The organism is Paenibacillus polysaccharolyticus, assembly GCF_023714295.1.
Lineage (GTDB): Bacteria > Bacillota > Bacilli > Paenibacillales > Paenibacillaceae > Paenibacillus > Paenibacillus polysaccharolyticus_A.
In genome coordinates, this window is sequence record NZ_JAMAUN010000005.1 from 221,330 (window position 1) to 241,427 (window position 20,098).

Genomic DNA, 20,098 nt, shown 5'->3' on the forward strand with positions numbered 1-20,098 from the left:
ATTTTCTAAACAAAGAGTTATCTGCACTTTTAGGACATGTGGCATGGAATCCTGATCTTGAATATCCCAGCCCCATACATCTTTTGACACAATTACGGAGAATGCGTAAACGACTAGCTAATATTTTAGAAAAAAATGTGATAAAGGTCACAGTCAGGTTATAAAAAATGTGTATGTCACCGCCGATAAGTCTATATGTGAAATCTCTAAGCAGAACCCAATCTGTCAGAGATCAAGACAATTTAATCGTGAAAAGGGTGGCTCACACACATGCGTAGCATGAGTATTGGTACTAAAATCAGTTTGATCGTGATTGGTATTTTCATTTTGTTCTCCTCGGCCGTAGCGGTCAGCGTTCTGATGGAGATGCGAAATGGCATTAAGACCTTCGCTACCGAAAAGGCGAAACGGGACCTCGAGATGGCGAATCACATTTTGTCATACAAATACCCGGGAGACTGGGCCATTAAAGATGGGCAGTTGTACAAAGGCGATGCATTGCTGGAAGAAAATTTTGATCTGGTGGACGAAATCGGCAATGCGTCAGGGGATACCGTGACCCTTTTTCGCGGAGATGAACGAATCGCTACGAATGTAATGGTTGACGGGAAACGCGCCATAGGTACGAAGGTGTCCGAACAGGTGGCACAGACTGTTTTGCAGAAGGGTGAAAAGTATTTCGGGGAAGCTGTTGTTGTCGGACAGAAGACTCAAACTGCTTATGAACCCATTAAAAACGCATCAGGAGAGATCATCGGTATTTTCTATGTGGGTGCTTCCCAATCATTAATTGATGTGATTATCTCTTCGTTTCTTCGAACCTTTCTGATCGTCGTTGGTATTGCGATGTTGATTGCCATTGTGTTGATCGTTTGGTACGTCCGCAGGGTGAGAGCCAGAATTAACCGGGTATCTCTTGCCATTAAACGTGCAGGAACGGGAGACTTCACACAGCCAGTGGTCGATCATGTTAGAGATGAGATTGGCATGCTAAGTGCCGGTTACAATGAAATGAGAAGTAGCTTGCAGGGCATTATTCAAGGCGGTCTGGACGCAGCGGATAAAGCAGGTCATTCCACGGGATTGCTGCTACAGATTGCGGAGCAGACCGCAAGTGTGTCAGAACAGATTGCTGTCTCTGTGGAACAGGTCGCGCGAGGGGCCGTAAGTCAGACTGTAAGTACGGACGAGAATCTGCAAGCGATGGAAGAGGTGGCTATCGGCGTACAGCGTATAGCAGATAGAGCTTCCAGCATTGCAGATGCCGCAGTGTACTCACGGGAGCAAGCGGACACTGGAGGACAAGCGGTGCAGCTAACGGTGGAACAGATGGCAGCCATTGAAGCTTCCGTCAGTGCGACGGATGAAGTGATTCGTATGCTGGAGGAGAAGTCTGCTCAGATCGGTCAGATGGTATCTGCTATTCATGAGATTGCAGGCCAGACGAATCTGCTCGCGCTTAATGCTTCCATCGAGGCGGCAAGAGCGGGAGAGCAAGGTAGAGGTTTTGCCGTTGTATCTACCGAAGTGCGGAAGCTGGCTGAACAGGCTGGACAATCGTCGAGCCAGATTGAAGCGCTTGTCGGAGCGATGGAACAGGACATGTTGCATTCCTTGGCAGCGATGGCCAAAGTGAAGCAAGAAGTAAGCGAGGGTTTGCGACTTACAAAAGAAACCGAACAGAGCTTTACCCAGATTCGGGATACGAACCTGCGCATTGCAACAGAGATCGAAGATATGGCGGCGACCAGTGAAGAGATGTCGGCAGGTGTAGAGCAGATTGTGGCATCGGTGAACGAGATTGCACGTCATGCACAGACGGCCAGCACCAATTCTCAACATGCCGCCGGGTCTGCACAAGAGCAACTCAAATCTGTGGAGCAGATCAAGGAGTCCGCAGCGATGCTGTCTGATGTTTCGGCAGAACTGCAAGCATCCCTGAAACCTTTTAAGATATAACATGTAGCCTAGGCTTCTCCATAATCTTTCGACACGATCCACCTACAGATTGAAGTGAAATTGCATCAAGTCCACCTGCGGGTGGACTTTTATTTACTTTGGGCTGGTTATACTGTTCCTAGATGGAGCGGTAAGAAGAGACGTAATATGAAAGAAAGTGAGGAATGTTAGATGTTGAATATGGTGATTACAGGTTTGATTATTGTATTGTTATCGATGAGGGAAAAAGAGGTTAAGCTTGATCGCATGTGGATGTTACCTGTGATTGTTGCGGTTGCAATCTTTTTCAATATATCTCAAGTACCACTTACAGGGTTGACGTTACTCTTTTATATGTTGTTTCTGGTCATTGGTTGCGGGATAGGCTTGTGGCGTGCCTGGATGGAACGGTTGCGGGTGGATGCGTTGACTGGCAAAGTGATGTCTAAAGGTTCCATGGGCACAGCTATTGTACTTATCATCATTATGCTGGTTAAGCATTACATCAGTACACTGGATGTACATCACATCAGTACACTGGATGTACATCACAGTGTGGTTGCTCTGAGCAGTGCATTGTTATTTATACCGCTCGGAAGTATTGCTGCTCGTCGGTTTATCATTTATTATCGGGTTCGTCACATGCAAGCTGCCAAGGTATAGTTTTCAACGTATAGTCAAAATTAAACTGGAATCCTTACGAGGAGTCATCTGATCAGGCTCGCTGGATCCAAGGTGACGCGAAAGGGAAACTTATGCAGAATCAAATGGTCACGTTGAATAACATACGAAAATTTATAGCTGATCATACAGGGGATATGATTCTCAGTCTGTTGCTACTGTATAATCTGGTCAGCCCAATGGAACTATTCACCTGGCTCGGTTTGTGTGCAGGTCTCGTTATCCGTTTGCCTTACTTTGTACTGGTCTGGACACCTAACTGGCTAAAAAAAGATCGGATTCGTACGATCATGATTGGTTTAACCTGGGCGGCTACGCTTCTCTATGCGGCATTGTTCCATGCAGAGTATCGTATTTTTGAGCTTACCTTTTATCTCATCGGATATGCTGCGTTGAATCTGCCCGTATTCCGTTCCTGGTGGCTGGGGTTAATCATTCTCGTGGGTAACGGGCTATTATTGTATGCTGCCGGAGTGGAGTTACATCTGATTTGGTTATATACGATGGCTTATATTGTTACGTACATTTTCTGCTGGGGAGCACGGATCAAGCGGGAGAGCAGGCGAGAGAGCGAGCGTCATTATGCCGAATTACAGGCTGTACATGACGAATTGAGCCAGGCACATGATGAGCTTCAGCATACGCATGAAGAACTGGAGCGGGCAACCGTGCGTTTAATGCACTATGCGGTGATTGAAGAGCGGGGACGAATATCAATGGATTTGCACGATAGTATCGGGAATCGTCTGACATCGGCTATTGTGCAACTTCAAGCTATTCCATATATGATGAAGGTGGACGCGACTGAAGCGGATAAAGCCATTGGCACCGTGCTGGATGTGGTGCGGCATAGCTTGCAGGAAGTGCGGACGGTGGCTCATCAGATGGGGAGCAGCGAAGCTGGGCTTGGGCTGGTTGCGCTGAACAGTCTGGTCAGTGAAGTACAGAAGTTAACCGGTTGTTCCATTGAACTGCGCTATGCTGGGCCAAAGGAAGCATGGTCGCAGGAGACGTCCGAACTACTGTACCGGATTCTACAGGAGGCGTTATCGAACATTATTCGTCATGCACAAGCTACCCAAGTAAGCGTACATATCAAGGAACAGGAAGAGGACCTGTTCATGCAGGTAGAGGATAACGGCGTATTCATCCAGCAACAACTGCTTGTACCGGGTTTTGGCTTATCCAGTATGAAAGCAAGGTGTGAGAGGGTTGGAGGATCAATGACCATCGAAGCGATCCATCCGCACGGGATGAAGCTGACTGTCTGCATTCCACATGGAGGCATAAAATCGACATTAGGAGGAGGGGAGCTATGACAGAGAAATCAACGATTCGTGTGCTTCTAGTGGATGACCAGCATCTGGTCAGGCATGGGTTGCGTTTCATCATTAATGCCCAGCAAGATATGGAAGTGGTTGGTGAGGCAGGGAGTGGACATGAGGCGGTGAGGCTTGCGGCAGAGTTAAACCCCCACGTCGTGTTTATGGATGTGCAGATGGAGGACGGGGACGGACTGGAAGCCACACAGGCTTTACTGGATTTACAGCCTGAATGCAAGGTCGTCATCTTAACGACGTTTGATCAAGAAGATTATGTATATCAGGGAATACGTGCCGGGGCCGTAGGTTATCTGTTGAAGGACGCCGCGCCGGAAGAACTGATTGATGCGGTCAGGGCGGCTTATCGCGGTGAAGCGATCTACAGAACTGCTGTTGCGGCGAAGGTGATCGGCATTGCAGTGCGGTCCCCCGGAACATCAGTCCAGGATGAAAAAAAAGCCAAAGAAGCTGTAGATTCAACCTTCGGACAAGAAACGAGAGAGCTCGCATCGCTCGCAGATGCCTTCACGGGACGTGAACTTGAAGTGTTGCAACAGATGGCTTACGGTCTAAGGAATGAAGAGATTGCCCGAAAGTTGTTCATTGGCGAAAGCACCGTAAAGACGCATGTACATCGCATTTTGCAGAAAATTCAGGTGGAGGATCGCACGCAAGCAGTGGTTTTTGCCATTCGAAACGGTTATGTAAAATAAGCATACAGATGTAGGACTACAAATAAAATAGAAATAGGCCCTGTACCGTTCAAGCGGTTCAGGGCCTTCTGCTTTTGTCGGATAGGTTGCTGTCTTTTCGTGGTTAACGTTCGGCCTTATAATTCGTGTGATCCGTGTGTTTGGATGGATCAGCCGCACGCGCAGGACGTGAGTGAGCTTCGGTACGTTCAGTGCTCGTTTGCTGAGGCGAGTAGAAGTTAATGATGTCGTCAACCGTGGAAAATACAACGTGTTCACTTGCTTTATAATGATCTGTTGGAATAAAAACCTCTTTTCTGTGATGGATATAAGTGTAAGGAAAGTGCTTATACGGATACTCCGATGACAGAATAACCTTTCTGTCCTCTCCGTTATTGTATAAACAGAAAATCCAAACTTATATAGGGAATGGTGTAGAGAAAAACAACGAAGTAAGTGTCGGTGGGCATAAATAAAGGGCTGCCGGAGGCAGCCCTCGTATCAATTACAGTTTAGTAACGTTCTCCGCTTGTGGACCACGGTTACCTTGAGTTACTTCGAACTCTACACGTTGACCTTCGTCCAACGTTTTGTAACCATCACCTTGAATGGCGCTGAAGTGAACGAATACGTCTGTTCCTTCTTCAGTTTCGATGAAGCCAAATCCTTTGTCTGCGTTGAACCATTTTACTGTACCTGTTTGCATGTGATTCCTCCAAAAATAATAAGTTTTGTACGACCATTGGTATGAGCTGCATTCAATAATTAATGCTCATTCGGTGGTTAGACCGTAGACGTTCTGTCCACTAATGTATCGACCTATATCATCATAACACGCGTACCAATATAAGTCAATTTTTGAATGTATTTTCTAAAAAAAAGAGCGCCCATAGAAGCGAAATCCCTTGCCAGACGGGATAAAATGCTTCATCAGTAGATCATATTTTCTCACCAAAAAGAAAGCGATTACATGTATTTGATTTTATTGTATATTATGTTGGAAACCTTGCGCTTTATGATATCGGTTAAAGACCTTGCATAGTCGTTCGTTAGAGAAAAGGGAGGAATCATATCATGTACCGGGTTCTGCTCGTGGATGATGAAGAAGATGTTCGTGAAGGATTGATTGTCGAGGTGGATTGGGAAGCACTGGATCTGCGCATCGTGGGTCTGGCCGAGAATGGGCGCGAGGCTCTGGAGATGGCAGAGCGGGTAGATCCTGACATCGTGATTACCGACATCAGCATGCCGTTTATGGATGGATTGGAGCTGGCACGAAGATTAAGAGAGCGGAATCCACTAGTGAAGGTCGTTATTTTAACGGGATATGATGAATTTGATTACGCTAGGCAGGCGGTATCGCTTAGTGTGGATGAATATTTGCTGAAGCCTTTCTCCGCCGGGCATCTTACCGAACTGCTCACCAGATTGCGTGCCCAGATGGAGGCGGAGATCGCGGAACGTGAGGACGTACAACAACTGCGGGAACACTATCGCGCCAGCTTGCCTTTATTACAGGCGGATTTGATTGCGACGCTGCTGCATCGCCAGAAATCTTCAACATATATATTAAGCCGGGCAAGCCAGTGCGGGCTGGAACTGGGAGGCAGACGGTATGGCGTATCGATTCTTACATTGCATCCGACCGAAGATCCGGAATTAAAGCTGTTTGCAGCGCTGAATATTGCGGCAGAGGTATGGGCGGATCACAAGGCAGGCTATGCCTTTATGCATCAGGAGACGGTTGTGCTGCTCTACGTAGAACCGCTGGACGGAATAGAAGGGGAGGCGGAATACCTGCAGCAGCAAGCACTTGAAAATGTAGTGCGAAGCATCCGTCACTATTTGCGCGTGCCTGTCACGATTGGGTCGAGTCGGCTTGTCGACACTCTTCCCGATGTGAAGCATGCCTATGAGGATGCTTTGCTGGCGCTGGATTACCGACTTGTGCCAGGAACGGATTCTCTGATCTACATTGCGGACGTGGAACGACAGGCCGCAGGCAAGCTGCGTTTTGATGAATTGAAACAACAGACGTTAACCCGCTGTTTGAAGGCGGGAACGCAGGCAGAGCTGGAGCAAGGGCTGCAGCTCATTTTCCGGGAAATTACGGTGGAACACGGGCGCAGTGATATTCAGTTGTATTTGATCGAAGTATTAACTACCGTTTGGAAGGCCGCACAGGCTTCGGGTGAAGAGATGGAGGATATATTCGGTGCCGGATTCCAGCTGTATACGGATCTGTTCCGACTCCCGGGTCTGTCCGAGGCACAGCATAAGGTGAGTGAAGTCTGTCTGCTTGTACAACAGCGAATCTCTAGCGGACGTCAGCATGTATACAAAGATATTGTGGAGCAGGCGCTCACGTTTACGAAGAAACATTATGCCGATCCGGATCTGTCCATTCAGAAGGTATGCGCACATCTACATATCAGCTCCGGTTATTTTTGCAGCATTTTCAAAAAAGAAGTACAGCTGACCTTCCTGCAATATTTGATGCAGATTCGAATGGATGAAGCGAGGGAACTGCTCCGCTCTACGGAGCTGAAGTCGTTTGAGATAGCCGAGAAGGTAGGCTTTGCCGAGCCGAATTATTTCAGCTTTTGTTTTAAAAAGCATACCGGCGTCTCGCCCAAAGAGTATCGGAAACAGGCGACTACGACCCCTGAAGGTTCCCCTCAATGAGCTGGAGCCCATTATCCGCACGAATCAAGTCTATTGTGATGAAGCTCCGCTTGGTTGTACGTTCGTCCAAGTTCAGCAGTATTCGTTCTATTATTACGTGGTCTTTCTCCATCTTCATTGTGCTGGTACTCACCATTATGGCGATATTACTGCATGACAAATTCACCCAAGCTGCGGAGCGCAGTGCAGAACTGTCGACCAGACAGATCGTGGATCAGGTCAGTTATAACCTGGAGGATTACGTGCGCAGCATGTCCCATCTGTATCGTGCCATTGAGGAACATATGCTACGGGACGGTACATGGGAAGGGGAGCAGGTGGACAAACAGCTGGATACATTGCTCAGCAGCCGGGAAGATATCATTTCCATTACACTGCTCGACGCGGACGGACAGTTGCTCAAGAACAGGCCGGCTGCCGAACTGAAGCGCAGTGCTCACGTCACTCAACAAGGATGGTTTCAATCGGCCCTACGTGTACCTAATCATCTGAGCTTCTCCTTGCCTCATATTCAAAATATGTACGCTGGACCCTATCAATGGGTCGTTTCCATGAGCAAGGGCATTACCATCAAACAGCAGGGCCAGGAGAAGCAAGTGATCCTGCTGGTCGATATCAATTTCAAACAAATGGACGAACTGAGCAGCCGGGTGAGCCTGGGGCAACGGGGTTACGTCTATATTATTGATGAGAGTGCTGGCAATATTGTGTATCATCCACAGCAGCAACTCATGTATATGGGACTGAAAAAAGAAAATATTGAGCAGGCTCTCGTGGCTACGGGGAGTTACGAAGATGAGGCGGATGGGCAGAAAAGGCTGAATACCGTCAAATCGGTGGCCAATATCGGTTGGAAAATTGTCGGTGTGGCGTATCTGGATGAAATCATGACAACACGTCAGGAAGTGAACGGATACCTGATTCGTGTGCTGGTTGTTGTGCTGGTGCTTGTCATTGTGGTATCCCTGTTTCTCTCTTCGAGTCTGACACGTCCAATCCGGTTGATGGAGAGAAAGATGAAGGCGGTGGAGCGAGGGGATTTCAACGTGGAGCTGCCCATAACGGGACCGCTTGAGGTCGAGCGCCTGGCGCGTAGGTTCAACCTGATGGTGAACAAAATCCGTAACCTCATGGATGAGATCATTCATGAACAGGAGCAGAAACGCCGTCTGGAGCTGGAGGCACTACAAGCTCAGATTAATCCGCATTTTCTGTATAATACGCTGAATTCGGTTGTACGCATGGTTGGCATGAGCCGTAATGATGAAGTAATCACGATGATTACGTCACTCTCCCGATTATTTCGCATCAGTCTCAGCCAAGGGAAAACGATCATTACCGTCCGCGAAGAATTGGAGCATGCCCGTCATTACCTGACCATTCAGCAGATGCGTTTCAAACACAAGTTCACTTTCAATATTCATGCGGATGAGCAGGTGCTGGACTGCCTGACACTGAAGCTCATTCTACAGCCGCTCATTGAAAACGCCATTGTACACGGTATCGAGTATCACATGGACGAGGGAAGTATCGAGGTGCATGTGCAACGTGAAGAGCAGATTCTGGTATTTCGCATTACAGATAACGGTGTAGGCATGTCGGAGGAACAGATGGCGGGATTGCTCAGCGGCCGTCCGGTAGTGAAGAGCGGGGCGGGTTCCGGTGTCGCTGTACGTAATGTGCATGATCGCATCCGGCACTATTATGGCGAGGGATATGGCCTGGAATTCGCAAGTGAGCTGGAGGAAGGCACTACGGTATGGATTCGGATTCCTGTTCAGGAAGAACAGAAGGAGGACGGGATGAATGATGGACGATAGCCCAGTCAGTAGCAAAAAGAGTAGCAAAATGAATAGCAAAACGAATAGCGAATCCACTGGTGAAACCAGCAGCAAAATTAATAACCAGAACCAGAGCACACGCCGTGTATTGGCAAAAAAAAGCCAGGCCACTCTTCCCGGTTCCCCGGGATTATGGCTATTCAAAGCCTTGTGCCAGGCAGCTGCAGCCTGCTGCCTGTTCATCTGTGCCGCCTGCGGCATGGCAGGGGCGGATCAACCGGCGTCGCCACAGCGCATAGCGCTGATTACGCCTGCGGGCACGGGGGAGCTCGCCGAAGCGATCCGCCTGGGAGCTGAGGCAGCCGCCAAAGAGCGCGGCGCACAGCTCATTAGCGTTGAAGCGTATCCCGTGGACTCCGCTTCACACACCTCATCTAATGCGGACTATGCGGTAAGTCCGCCATCTGTGGGCACACCCGCTGCAGCAAATCGGGATTATACCCGCAGTGAGCGTGAACAAGCCCAGGTTCGGGCAGCCGCACTCGCCTTGAAACAAGGGGCAACCGCACTGCTGGTTGATCCGTTAAGTGAAAATGCCCTTGCTGATATTATTCGGGAGGCAGAGACGGTGAGAACGGATGGAGGTATTGTACCTGTTATTGTGCTCAACGATGAGTTCCCTGTCAAAGGCATCACCAGTGTTATCTCCATGGATAATCTTGAGGCAGGACGTCAGGCCGGGCAGGCCATAGCCGAATTACTGAAAGGCCATGGTCATGTTGCTTTAGTAGGCCCTGACCCGCTAAGCGCAGGGCTGGTTCTGCGGGAACAAGGGATCAAGGAAGCGTTGCAAAACTATCCAGGCATCAACATCATCCCCAAATCCGTATGCAACAATAGGGATGCGTGCTGGCAAGCAGTCAAGCAGCTATTGGATCAGCATGAGCTGACCGGTATGATCGCCCTGCAAGAGCCGGCATCGCTCGGCGCGGCAGATGAACTGCATCGACGCAAGGATGAAAGGCAGATCAGTATTGTTGGGTTCGGTAGCGAACAACAGCAGCTAGAGCAACTGCAGGAAGGTGTGTTCCAACGACTGATTGTGCAGAACGGTTACAGTGCCGGTTACCTGGGGCTTAATCAGGCACTAGCCAAACTGAAGCGGGAGCATGTTCAGACAAGGGTCATCCTGGAGACCAAGGTCGTCAGCACAGACAATATGTTCTGGATGGATAATCAAAAGCTCTTATTTCCGTTTGTTCAATGAAGATTAGATCATTGAACCCTATTTTAAAAGGGATTTATATAAGTTGAACTGTTTATTTTACACATTAACGGAGAGGACAGAAAAAACCTGGAGAAGCGAAGCGCTCGCCTAAAAGCTTTCTGAAAGAAAGCTACATCGGAAGCATATGCTTATCCCCGGATTTTCCCTTTTAGAAAAGGAAATCGAAAAAATCCGGGGATAACAGCGATTGGAAGGTTATTCTGTCATCGGAGTGTATCGTGTAAAAACTTTTAGTTCAACTTATTTAGTATAGATGAACTGATGAAGATTTCGATAGAACAGATGAAGATATTGTATTCGAAAATAATGTAAACCCTTTCATAATAAAGACATCGGTAAAGCCGAATGAACTTGGGGGAGGTCATGAAGAATGAAAAAGAAAACGTGGATGACATTGTTGCTTACGGTGTGCATGGCGGTGGCGGCAGGATGCGGCAACGGGGGAGACGGCGCTGGTGGGAACGGAAGCGCGGGAACAGACAGTGGCACGAAGGCGGAAGCCGGAACGCAAACGGAAAACCCGAAAATCGGTGTTGCCATCTATAAGTTTGACGATACGTTTATGACAGGGGTAAGAAACGCCATGACTGCGGCAGCGGAGGGCGTAGCTACCCTTGATATTGTAGACAGTCAGAATGCGCAGCCGACACAGAATGAGAAGGTCGACCTGTTTGTATCCAAGAAATACAACGCGATGGCGGTGAATCCGGTAGATCGGACCGCAGCAGGTGTTATTATCGACAAGGCGAAAGCGGCTAATATTCCGGTAGTATTCCTTAACAGGGAGCCTGTAGCGGAGGATATGAACAAGTGGGATAAAGTGTACTATGTCGGGGCAAAAGCGGAAGAGTCCGGTACAATCTCCGGCCAGTTGATCGTGGATTACTGGAAAGCACATCCGGAAGCTGACAAAAACGGCGATGGCAAGCTGCAATATGTCATGCTGAAAGGTGAACCGGGTCATCAGGATGCCGAGCTACGCACCAAATATTCGGTTCAAGCCATACAGGATGCAGGGATTGAAGTTGAAGCATTGGCTGAAGATACGGCGATGTGGGATCGAGTCAAAGGCCAAGAGAAAATGCAGGCATTCCTGGCTTCGCATGGCGACAAAATCGAAGCGGTACTGGCAAACAATGATGACATGGCACTTGGTGCGATTGAAGCATTGAAAGCAGCGGGTTATTTTAAGGATGGCAAAACAATGCCTGTCGTAGGTGTAGATGCTACAGCTCCAGCGATTCAGGCGTTGCAGGATGGTACCATGTTAGGCACCGTGCTGAATGATGCCAAAAATCAGGGAGCCGCAACGGTTGCACTGGCGGCTGTTCTTGCCAAAGGCGAGACACCAACCAAAGATAATACCAAATTTGATATTACAGACGGGAAATATGTCTGGATCGCATACAAAAAAATTACGAAAGACAACATTGCCGACGCCCAATAATAGCAGCAGGGAGGGACGTATGTCATCTTGGCAGCGTCCTTTTTTTGCCGGTTAGATGAAAGGGGAGGATAGAAGATGCAGTCACCTTATCTGCTGGAGATGAACGGGATTTCCAAAGCATTCCCCGGCGTGCAGGCGCTCAGTGAAGTCACACTGAAGGTGAAGCCGGGAACCGTTCATGCGTTGATGGGCGAGAACGGGGCGGGAAAGTCAACTTTGATGAAATGTTTGTTCGGGATGTACCGTCCTGATGCAGGCACAGTGCGCATCGAAGGCATGGATGTAGAGATTCCGAATTCGAAGGCTGCATTACAGCAGGGTATATCCATGATTCATCAGGAGTTGAATCCGGTTCCGCACCGTCCGGTGATGGAAAACATATGGCTGGGACGATTCCCGATGAAGGGGCTTCTGGTGGATGAAAAGCGGATGTATGCCGATACGCTGGCACTGTTTCAGGATTTGAACTTGGATATTGATCCGAAGGCACTTGCTGGAACGTTGTCTGTGTCCAAAATTCAATCGATGGAGATTGCCAAAGCGGTATCGTTTCACTCCAAAGTGATTGTGATGGATGAACCGACCTCATCCCTTACAGGTAGAGAAGTGGAGCAATTGTTTACGATCATCAGTAAGTTGCGAAGCCGCGGCGTGTCCATCATCTACATCTCACACAAGATGGAGGAAATTTTAACGATCTCGGATGAAGTGACTATTATGCGAGATGGAGTTGTTGTAGGCACTTGGGACGCTGCGGATCTGACGACCGACCTGATTATTACACGTATGGTTGGACGTGATTTAAGTGAACGATTCCCAGAGAGGCTTAATGTCCCTGGTGAAGTCATTCTTCAGGCGGAGGGTCTGACGTCGAATCAGCCGAACTCGTTCCGGGATGTTTCGTTTCATCTGCGCAAAGGCGAGGTGCTTGGCATTGGCGGGCTGGTTGGTGCGCAGCGGACGGAACTGATGGAATCCTTGTTCGGACTGCGGGGACTTGCTTCGGGTACGATTACCATTCACGGTCGAAAGGTGAGGATTAACTCGCCTGCTGCCGCCAAGCGTCATAACATAGCACTATTAACCGAAGAGCGACGAGTGACCGGAATATTCCCCGTGTTATCCGTCTATGAGAATACGATTATTGCAAGCCTGGGTCGTTATCAGAATCGTTTGGGCTTGCTGGACGAGAAGAAGGGACGCGAAGAGGCGCGGGAACAGACGCAAAAGTTCAGAACCAAAACGCCTTCAGTTAACACACTGATTCGAAACCTATCCGGAGGTAACCAGCAAAAAGTACTGCTGGCTCGCTGGCTCCTGACTGAACCGGAGATTCTATTGCTGGATGAACCCACACGCGGAATTGATGTTGGGGCCAAGTTCGAAATCTATACGATCATTACGGAACTGGCCCGGCAAGGCAAAAGCATTATCATGATCAGCTCCGAGATGCCTGAACTGTTAGGGATGTCGGATCGCATTATGGTCATGAGCGAAGGACGCCTCACCGGCATTGTGGACGGAGCCGAGGCGACAGAACAGCATATTATGAGGCTGGCCGCGCAGCAGCGGATGGCTGGTCAGGAGGAACACAAATGAATACAACCCTTGTTCATCAAGTGAAGCAATATGTGGCTCAGCGTGCGATTTTTATTGTGCTGATCCTACTTGTTATCGGTATCGCCATTGCCGATCCGAACTTTCTCGCATTTTCCACCCTGCGAGATATTTTACAACAATCCTCCACTCGCGCGATTATCGCACTGGGTGCGGCGTTCATCCTGGTGACGGGAGGCGTCGATCTGTCGGCTGGACGCGTAGTTGGTCTGACAGCAGTGGTATCGGCATCGATGTTACAGATTGATACGTATGCCAATCGCTTTTTCCCGGATCTGCCGCAATTATGGGTGGGCTTGCCGATCGTAATCGGCATCATAGCAGGGTTGCTCGTCGGTTTAGTAAATGGTCTTATCGTTGCCAAGTTACATGTACCCCCTTTTATTGCCACACTTGGTACGATGGTCGCTGTCTATGGTCTGAACTCGATCTACTTCGATACAGAACCCAACCAGTCGCAACCCATCGGAGGACTTAGACCGGATTTCACGACAATAGGATCAGGTTATATTGATCTGGGTGGAGGTTATTCGATCCCCTACATCGTGCTCATAGCCATTGGAGTTGCACTGATCTGCTGGGTTGTTTTCAACAAAACCCGTCTGGGTAAAAATATGTATGCCATCGGCGGAAACATTCAGGCCGCTCACGTATCCGGTATTCATGTCGCACGAAACCTGATTGCGCTGTATGCCATTGCCGGGGCTCTCTATGGACTGGGTGGCGTGCTCGAAGCGGCTCGTACCGGCGGAGCAACGAATAACTACGGTAACATGTACGAACTGGATGCCATCGCTGCATGTGTTGTTGGCGGGGTGTCTACGGCTGGTGGAATCGGAACTGTACCCGGTGTGATGGCAGGCGTGCTGATCTTTGGCGTCATTAACTATGGTCTCACCTTTATCGGGGTAAGTCCTTACTGGCAACTGATTATTAAAGGATTGATTATTGTTGCGGCTGTGGCGTTTGATATCCGCAAATACATGGCTAAGAAATAACAGGACCTCCTCTTATTCTTCCAGAACAAGTTACCTAATATGGAAAAACATCAAAGAAGCCAGCCCTCATCCATCGAGAGCTGGCTTTGAATAGTTTATGATGAATTTGGCGTTGTGAAACAAGTATAGCCATATTAATGTGCACATTTAAACATTTCAATGCATTCATATGTCCTATTGTTTTTGAAAATTATACATTCTTGCGAATTTTAACAGCTTCCAATAATCGACAACATCAGCTAATCATAATCGATATAATATTTGTGTATATGTTGGAAAGTGTGACTTTTGTCTAAGGGGGCGAGGCTATTTGCTAAGTTACACAATGAAGATGGTAATTTTCCCAATAGGTTGTCTGCTTGTCATTGTATCCTCTACTGTACTGGGACAAGCATCGCATCCAGCCTTGATGATCGTCACAGGGATTTTGCTAATGATCAGCATATGGGCGGAACGGCGTTATCCATTTTTAACATGGGTTCAATGGTTAATCCTTGGTGGATTTCATTATTTCAGTCAATTAAACTGGTGTAATTTGCTCTATTACATGCTCATCATATCTATGATTCAGAACAAGCAGAGAATGGTACAGACCTTACCGATTTCAATGCTGCTTATGCTCCAGTATACGACCATCAGGTTGTCTTATGTCCAGATAGAACCATACAGTTTGCTAGTGTCATTATTTGATTTACTGACCGCGGTAGTGGTTATTTTGCTCTATCATACTCTAATGAACAGTGAGTCCGAAAAAAGGAAGCTTCGGGAAAAAAATCGCTTCCTCACCCTTCATGATCCGCTGACGGGATTGTTAAATTATGAAGGATACATGAAGGTGCTTCATAAGACGTTGGAGGAGGAACGAACTTTTCTCTTGATTCTTTTGAATGTCAACAATTTCAGCGGTTACAAAAAAGGATCAGATGATCCCTGGTGTGCAGTCATTAAGGGTATCGGAAAAAAAATCACGAATCAGTTCCCCGAATCTTATGGTATATCGAGGTATGCGGGTGACAGGTTTGCCATTGTGTTGCCACAAATACCCTATATCGAAGAAAGGATGTCTTCCTTGCTGTCTAACCAGCTGCAGGGATTACAAGTAAGTTATAGCATATCGAGTTATCCAAGGTTATCACAGACCTTGCAGCAATTCATGACCATTGCGGAAGATCAACTGATCGAGCAGCAGCGCAGTCAGTGGATTAAAAATGAAGAGGAAGTGTTTCGTTCCGAAAGACTGCGAGCTGTAGGTGAGCTTGCTGCAGGAATGGCACATGAAATCCGTAATCCACTCACCGCAATCCGAGGTTTTTTACAACTATCACGTGGGCAATCTTTCAATATCGCACCGTGGTATGAAGTGATTATGAGCGAGGTCACCAGAGTCACCGATTTAACGGGAGAATTTTTACAATTTTCCAAACCTCAAGTCCATCATATGAAACCGGAGAAGCTATCACTTTGTCTGGAGCGTGTTATGTCTTTGACCGAATCGGACGCGGCTTCCAGAGGACATCGGATTACCCTTCAGGTGCGGGATGAGTCGGTTTGTGTGAACATGGATCGGGATAAGATTGTACAAGTTCTAATTAATCTGATTCGTAACGCATTTGAAGCGATGTCAGACCCCGGAGAGGTACATATTGACATGATACAGGAAGGGGATAACGTGCTGATCTCCATAGCGGATACGGGGAGCGGGATTCCTGAGCGTTCGTTAACCGCGATTTTCAACCCGTTTTTTACGACAAAGGAGGAGGGAACGGGATTGGGGCTTGCGCTTTGTCAAAAAATTGCTCAGGATCATAACGGTAGTATTACCGTTTCCAGTGAAATGGGGGAAGGTTCTACTTTCACCTTGTGTTTGCCTGTGGAGTCGGGCGAATAGTCACTTTTATATGCCAGACCAGCGCAAAAAGGGGGGATAAAGCGTGCTGGGTTCTTTAGCAGTATGGAATAAACAAGGGCTATCCTACGAACTCCATCGGTCATTGATTACGATCAATCATCGATGGAGTTCCGGGATGCCCTTATTTGCGTAAAAAGGATTTATACAGAGGTATCTTGAGACGTACGCCCGGGTTTGGGAGAAGGGGAGATCGACAACCTGCGCCACAACCATTCAATTGGACCTAGTGGATATTTGCGTAGCCAGAGGTGTGAGAATAGCATTAATAACAGACAAATGCCAAGCCATATCAGCAAAATAAACAGAGAAGATGGGCGTCCGCCCAGACCGAGTCCCCATCCATAAAAGAGCACAGAGGCAATGATATTCTGTACGATATAACAACTCAGCGCCATCTTGCCAATTTCACCGAAACGCTGGAACAGCTTGGGGAAAAGACCTTTTTCCAATCCATAAGCAATGATTCCGAGATAACCGAGGGTCAGTACTGGCGCGCTGATATAGCGTACCCAAACATCCATAATTCCACCGGGAACGAGCAACAGCAGATTCATAGGAATACCTGCCGCAAGCCCGATCATCATCAGTTTACGGCGCTTACGGCGTCCTGATTCGTCGTTAGAAAATACACCTGTTCGCATGAGCAGTGCCCCTAATAGAAAGAGGAAAACATTCAGTGGGATAATAGCTATCGATTCTGCACGGAAAAAAACAAAATTATTGAGCCGGAACATCACTTGTTCCCACCACGTTCCAGAAGCGTACAGGTGTGTAAGAGTATCCATCCCGTTAAAGGATGAACCGGATTCAAATGCCAGCAAGGCTGTAATTCCCGTAACACCGATCACATGTATGCCTCCTGCGATCACCATCATCGTTAGCATAAAGCGTCTGGAGCGGTGAATAATCAGCGAAACAATCATGCCAGTAATGGCATAACTCATCAATACGTCATATTCCATTACTAAAATATAATGCAATAGTCCGTCCAGCAGCAGAAGTGCACATGACCAGATATAGACACCGGGCCATGCGTAGCCTTCACGAGCTGCTTTTCGGCGTTTCAATTCCATGCCGGCTCCAAATAGCAAAGTGAGCATGCCTAGAAATTTTCCATTCACCAAGATGAGCATGATCGTCTGCACCAGACGATCTCCTGAACTCCACCACGGTTCAAGCACGTTGCCGAATACCAGGTTCAGATCACCAAGGTAAGCAAAAATCCAGATGTTGGTTCCCAAGGTTCCAATAATCGCAAACCCCCGAAGAATGTCGAGTAGGGCAATTCGTTTCATGAAGTCCTCCTTTTTTTGGTACATATGAATTAAAAACAATATAACACAAATGTATTAAAAAGAACTATTAAATTTTAAGGGATATCAGGGCCATGGGGAAGTGGTCATTTGTGATTCGCATTTTAATGATTCGTAATTTGGAAAATATGGTATTATCTATTGAATGCAGTGTAATCTCAGAGGCAAGCTAGTTTATCGTGTGTATTTCAGATTTAAGTCAAAAAGGAGGCACCTGTGTGTTTAAAAAACAATCTCTCAACCTTACAACGATGAAGTGGAAAACGATCGTAGCCGCTTTTCTGGCAGTAATGCTATTTATGATGTCCGTGGTTCCGGCTCTTGCAGCTTCTCCAGGAAAAACCGTAAATGCATCAGCCAAATTGGCTTATAACCTCAAAGGACTCAAATTTAATAGGGTGGTACAGAAGGCTTATATAGCAGACAAATACGTATACGTAACGCAGCGGGTGAATACGACATGTCAACTATCCAGACTACTAATCAAAGGCAATAATGCCGAATACGTGGATCATATGACGATTACGAACAGCGGGCACTGCCAGACGCTGGATATGTATACGTACAACGGAGCGAACTATTTTTATTTTAGCTCCAAAGCGGATTCATCATCTGATAACGTCTGGTCACTTCAAGTAGCTCGACTTCAATATGCTGCTGGCAAAACTGTAGATTATACCGACCTTCATCGGTTTACTTATATGAACTATGCGAATAAAAAGGGTACGAAACAGGGAACGACATATCGAGTTGATGGCGGTGGCAACAGCAACTACACCGTGTTCCGAATTCAAACGAGGGAAAATGGAAAATCAAACACGGATAAGGTAGTCTGGTCTGTCTACGATACGGCTGCATTAAACAGATTGCTTGATCAGAACAAACAGGTCCGCATGGACAGCCCTGCGGCAATTAAGGCAGCTGTTTCCAGTTTCACGCAGACGGGCAGCGGAATAATTCGGCCAAATGGGTCATTCCAAGGAGTAGACTTGCTCGGTAAGACTCAAATATTTACATCCGGCGGGGCCGAAGGAGATACACCTCAGATTGCTAAAATTTCCAGTTCAGGCGTGTATCAGTCTCTTGTAAAAATAACGAATGTCGGAAAACACGAAATCGAGGGTGTACAAAACAAGAACGGGAACGTCTACTTTCTGATTGTGGCCGATCCAGGAAATAAATCCAATGGGCAGAAAATATATTACGTTCCGGATAGCGTGTTTTAAGAAAGATTAGGTGGGCCTCTGAGACTGCACCGCGTTATAAATTCTATGGAATATTAAACGGGTGTGTTAGCCGCCACCTTTGCTATGAAAGTGTAGAGCAAAGGTGGCGGCTTTTTGGCTTTATGGAAGATTTGACCTGCTCCGTACGAGTATGCTACATTGTTATTAACGATTTGTTAATAACATATTGTTAATAACAGAATGAGGTGTATGAACCATGTCTCATGGAGACAAAGCGTTTGATCCAGTTAACATTAGCGAGGAAGAGTTTTTAAAAACCTATGATGCCGGAGATTACGAACGTCCCTCGGTTACTGTGGATATGCTTGTATTTACGATCCGAAGCGGAGAACAGGAAAATTACCGCAAGCTGGCGGAACCGGAGCTTGGCTTGCTGCTGATTCGCAGGGGCGGTCATCCATACCTCGGGCAGTGGGCGCTGCCAGGAGGATTCGTCTCCATGGATGAATCACTGGAGGATGCTGCCCGGCGGGAATTACAGACGGAGACGGGACTGGACGATATCTATCTGGAGCAGCTGTATACATGGGGAGATGTAGGGCGCGATCCGCGTACAAGGGTCATTAGTTGCTCTTACATGGCTTTGGTGGACAGCAGTGAGCTGGAGCTTCAGGCGGGTGATGATGCCAGCGATGCAAGCTGGTTCCGGGTAGAGCAGAAGCTCATCGAAGAGAAACGTCATATTCATGAACGCGGACGGGTGACAGAGCGCAGATTGCAACTTATTTTGAGCAATGAAACAGAACAGTTGTCCGCCGTCGTAGAAACCAAAGAGCAGGTAGAGGGGCGCGTGCGGAACAGTAAATTGAGTATAGTGCATGTTCAAGGGATCGCGTTTGACCACGCCCAGATTATACATTATGCGTTAGAGCGGCTGCGTTCCAAGATTGAATATACGGATATTGCGTTTAATCTGATGCCGGAGAAATTTACGTTAACGGCGTTGCAGAAAGTGTATGAGATTATTAGCGGCAGAAAACTGCTTGCAGCTGCATTTCGGCGCAAAATGGCAGACTGGGTGATTGAAACGGGGGAATATACAAGCAGTGCGGGTCATCGGCCATCCCGGCTGTACCGATTAAATCCGGAGAGAGAAGTACTGTAGTTGGAGTTGGTCATGAGTAGAAATAGTTCAATCCGAAGGATGTAAGCAATCGTTTGGAATGGAACGATTAAGAGG

At 47.6% G+C, this 20,098-nt stretch carries 15 protein-coding genes; 13 read left to right on the forward strand and 2 right to left on the reverse strand.

Annotated features, from left to right (window positions below; all coding sequences use genetic code 11):
- The first annotated feature begins 270 nt into the window (after window positions 1-270).
- From M3629_RS15185 to M3629_RS15200, 4 genes are all read left to right on the forward strand, one after another.
- Window positions 271-1,959, forward strand: a complete 1,689-nt coding sequence (locus tag M3629_RS15185) for a methyl-accepting chemotaxis protein (RefSeq protein WP_251507853.1) — start codon at window positions 271-273, stop codon at window positions 1,957-1,959.
- A 171-nt stretch (window positions 1,960-2,130) separates the two neighbouring features.
- On the forward strand, window positions 2,131-2,601 hold the full coding sequence (locus M3629_RS15190; protein WP_251507855.1) for a hypothetical protein: 471 nt from the start codon (window positions 2,131-2,133) through the stop codon (window positions 2,599-2,601).
- Between the two features lie 92 nt (window positions 2,602-2,693).
- Window positions 2,694-3,938, forward strand: a complete 1,245-nt coding sequence (locus M3629_RS15195; RefSeq protein ID WP_251507857.1) for a sensor histidine kinase — start codon at window positions 2,694-2,696, stop codon at window positions 3,936-3,938.
- Window positions 3,935-4,654: a response regulator gene (locus M3629_RS15200; protein ID WP_251507859.1), complete on the forward strand. Its 720-nt coding sequence runs from the start codon at window positions 3,935-3,937 to the stop codon at window positions 4,652-4,654. The genes M3629_RS15195 and M3629_RS15200 overlap by 4 nt, the downstream gene beginning before the upstream one ends.
- A gap of 484 nt (window positions 4,655-5,138) precedes the next feature.
- On the opposite strand, the gene M3629_RS15205 is transcribed toward M3629_RS15200, so the two are convergent.
- Window positions 5,139-5,339 carry a cold-shock protein gene (locus M3629_RS15205; RefSeq protein ID WP_090917732.1) on the reverse strand — a complete coding sequence of 67 codons (201 nt, stop codon included), beginning with the start codon at window positions 5,337-5,339 and terminating at the stop codon, window positions 5,139-5,141.
- A 368-nt stretch (window positions 5,340-5,707) separates the two neighbouring features.
- Between M3629_RS15205 and M3629_RS15210 the strand changes: the two genes are divergently transcribed.
- From M3629_RS15210 to M3629_RS15240, 7 genes are all read left to right on the forward strand, one after another.
- Window positions 5,708-7,318, forward strand: coding sequence for a response regulator (locus tag M3629_RS15210; RefSeq protein WP_251507862.1), 1,611 nt, complete (start codon window positions 5,708-5,710; stop codon window positions 7,316-7,318).
- The gene (locus M3629_RS15215; protein ID WP_251507863.1) at window positions 7,315-9,138 is read left to right on the forward strand and encodes a cache domain-containing sensor histidine kinase; all 1,824 of its coding nucleotides are present in this window, start codon (window positions 7,315-7,317) and stop codon (window positions 9,136-9,138) included. The genes M3629_RS15210 and M3629_RS15215 overlap by 4 nt, the downstream gene beginning before the upstream one ends.
- Window positions 9,125-10,366 carry a substrate-binding domain-containing protein gene (locus M3629_RS15220; protein ID WP_251507865.1) on the forward strand — a complete coding sequence of 414 codons (1,242 nt, stop codon included), beginning with the start codon at window positions 9,125-9,127 and terminating at the stop codon, window positions 10,364-10,366. The genes M3629_RS15215 and M3629_RS15220 overlap by 14 nt, the downstream gene beginning before the upstream one ends.
- Before the next feature lie 391 nt (window positions 10,367-10,757).
- Window positions 10,758-11,834, forward strand: a complete 1,077-nt coding sequence (locus M3629_RS15225) for a galactose ABC transporter substrate-binding protein (RefSeq protein WP_251507867.1) — start codon at window positions 10,758-10,760, stop codon at window positions 11,832-11,834.
- A gap of 75 nt (window positions 11,835-11,909) precedes the next feature.
- Window positions 11,910-13,433 carry a sugar ABC transporter ATP-binding protein gene (locus M3629_RS15230; protein WP_251507869.1) on the forward strand — a complete coding sequence of 508 codons (1,524 nt, stop codon included), beginning with the start codon at window positions 11,910-11,912 and terminating at the stop codon, window positions 13,431-13,433.
- Window positions 13,430-14,449: a galactose/methyl galactoside ABC transporter permease MglC gene (gene mglC / locus M3629_RS15235; protein WP_154890711.1), complete on the forward strand. Its 1,020-nt coding sequence runs from the start codon at window positions 13,430-13,432 to the stop codon at window positions 14,447-14,449. The genes M3629_RS15230 and mglC overlap by 4 nt, the downstream gene beginning before the upstream one ends.
- A gap of 310 nt (window positions 14,450-14,759) precedes the next feature.
- Window positions 14,760-16,337: an ATP-binding protein gene (locus tag M3629_RS15240; RefSeq protein ID WP_251507871.1), complete on the forward strand. Its 1,578-nt coding sequence runs from the start codon at window positions 14,760-14,762 to the stop codon at window positions 16,335-16,337.
- A 161-nt stretch (window positions 16,338-16,498) separates the two neighbouring features.
- Here the strand turns inward: M3629_RS15240 and M3629_RS15245 are convergent, their stop codons facing one another.
- Entirely contained in the window at window positions 16,499-17,653 is a 1,155-nt protein-coding gene (locus M3629_RS15245) for a DUF418 domain-containing protein (protein ID WP_251507873.1), read from the reverse strand.
- Between the two features lie 236 nt (window positions 17,654-17,889).
- Here M3629_RS15245 and M3629_RS15250 point away from each other — a divergent pair, with 236 nt between their 5' ends.
- Window positions 17,890-18,897, forward strand: coding sequence for a hypothetical protein (locus tag M3629_RS15250; protein ID WP_435368233.1), 1,008 nt, complete (start codon window positions 17,890-17,892; stop codon window positions 18,895-18,897).
- Window positions 18,898-19,114: 217 nt separating this feature from the next.
- Window positions 19,115-20,023 (forward strand): NUDIX hydrolase, encoded by a 909-nt coding sequence (locus M3629_RS15255; protein ID WP_251507875.1) that lies wholly within the window; start codon window positions 19,115-19,117, stop codon window positions 20,021-20,023.
- Window positions 20,024-20,098 lie beyond the last annotated feature (75 nt).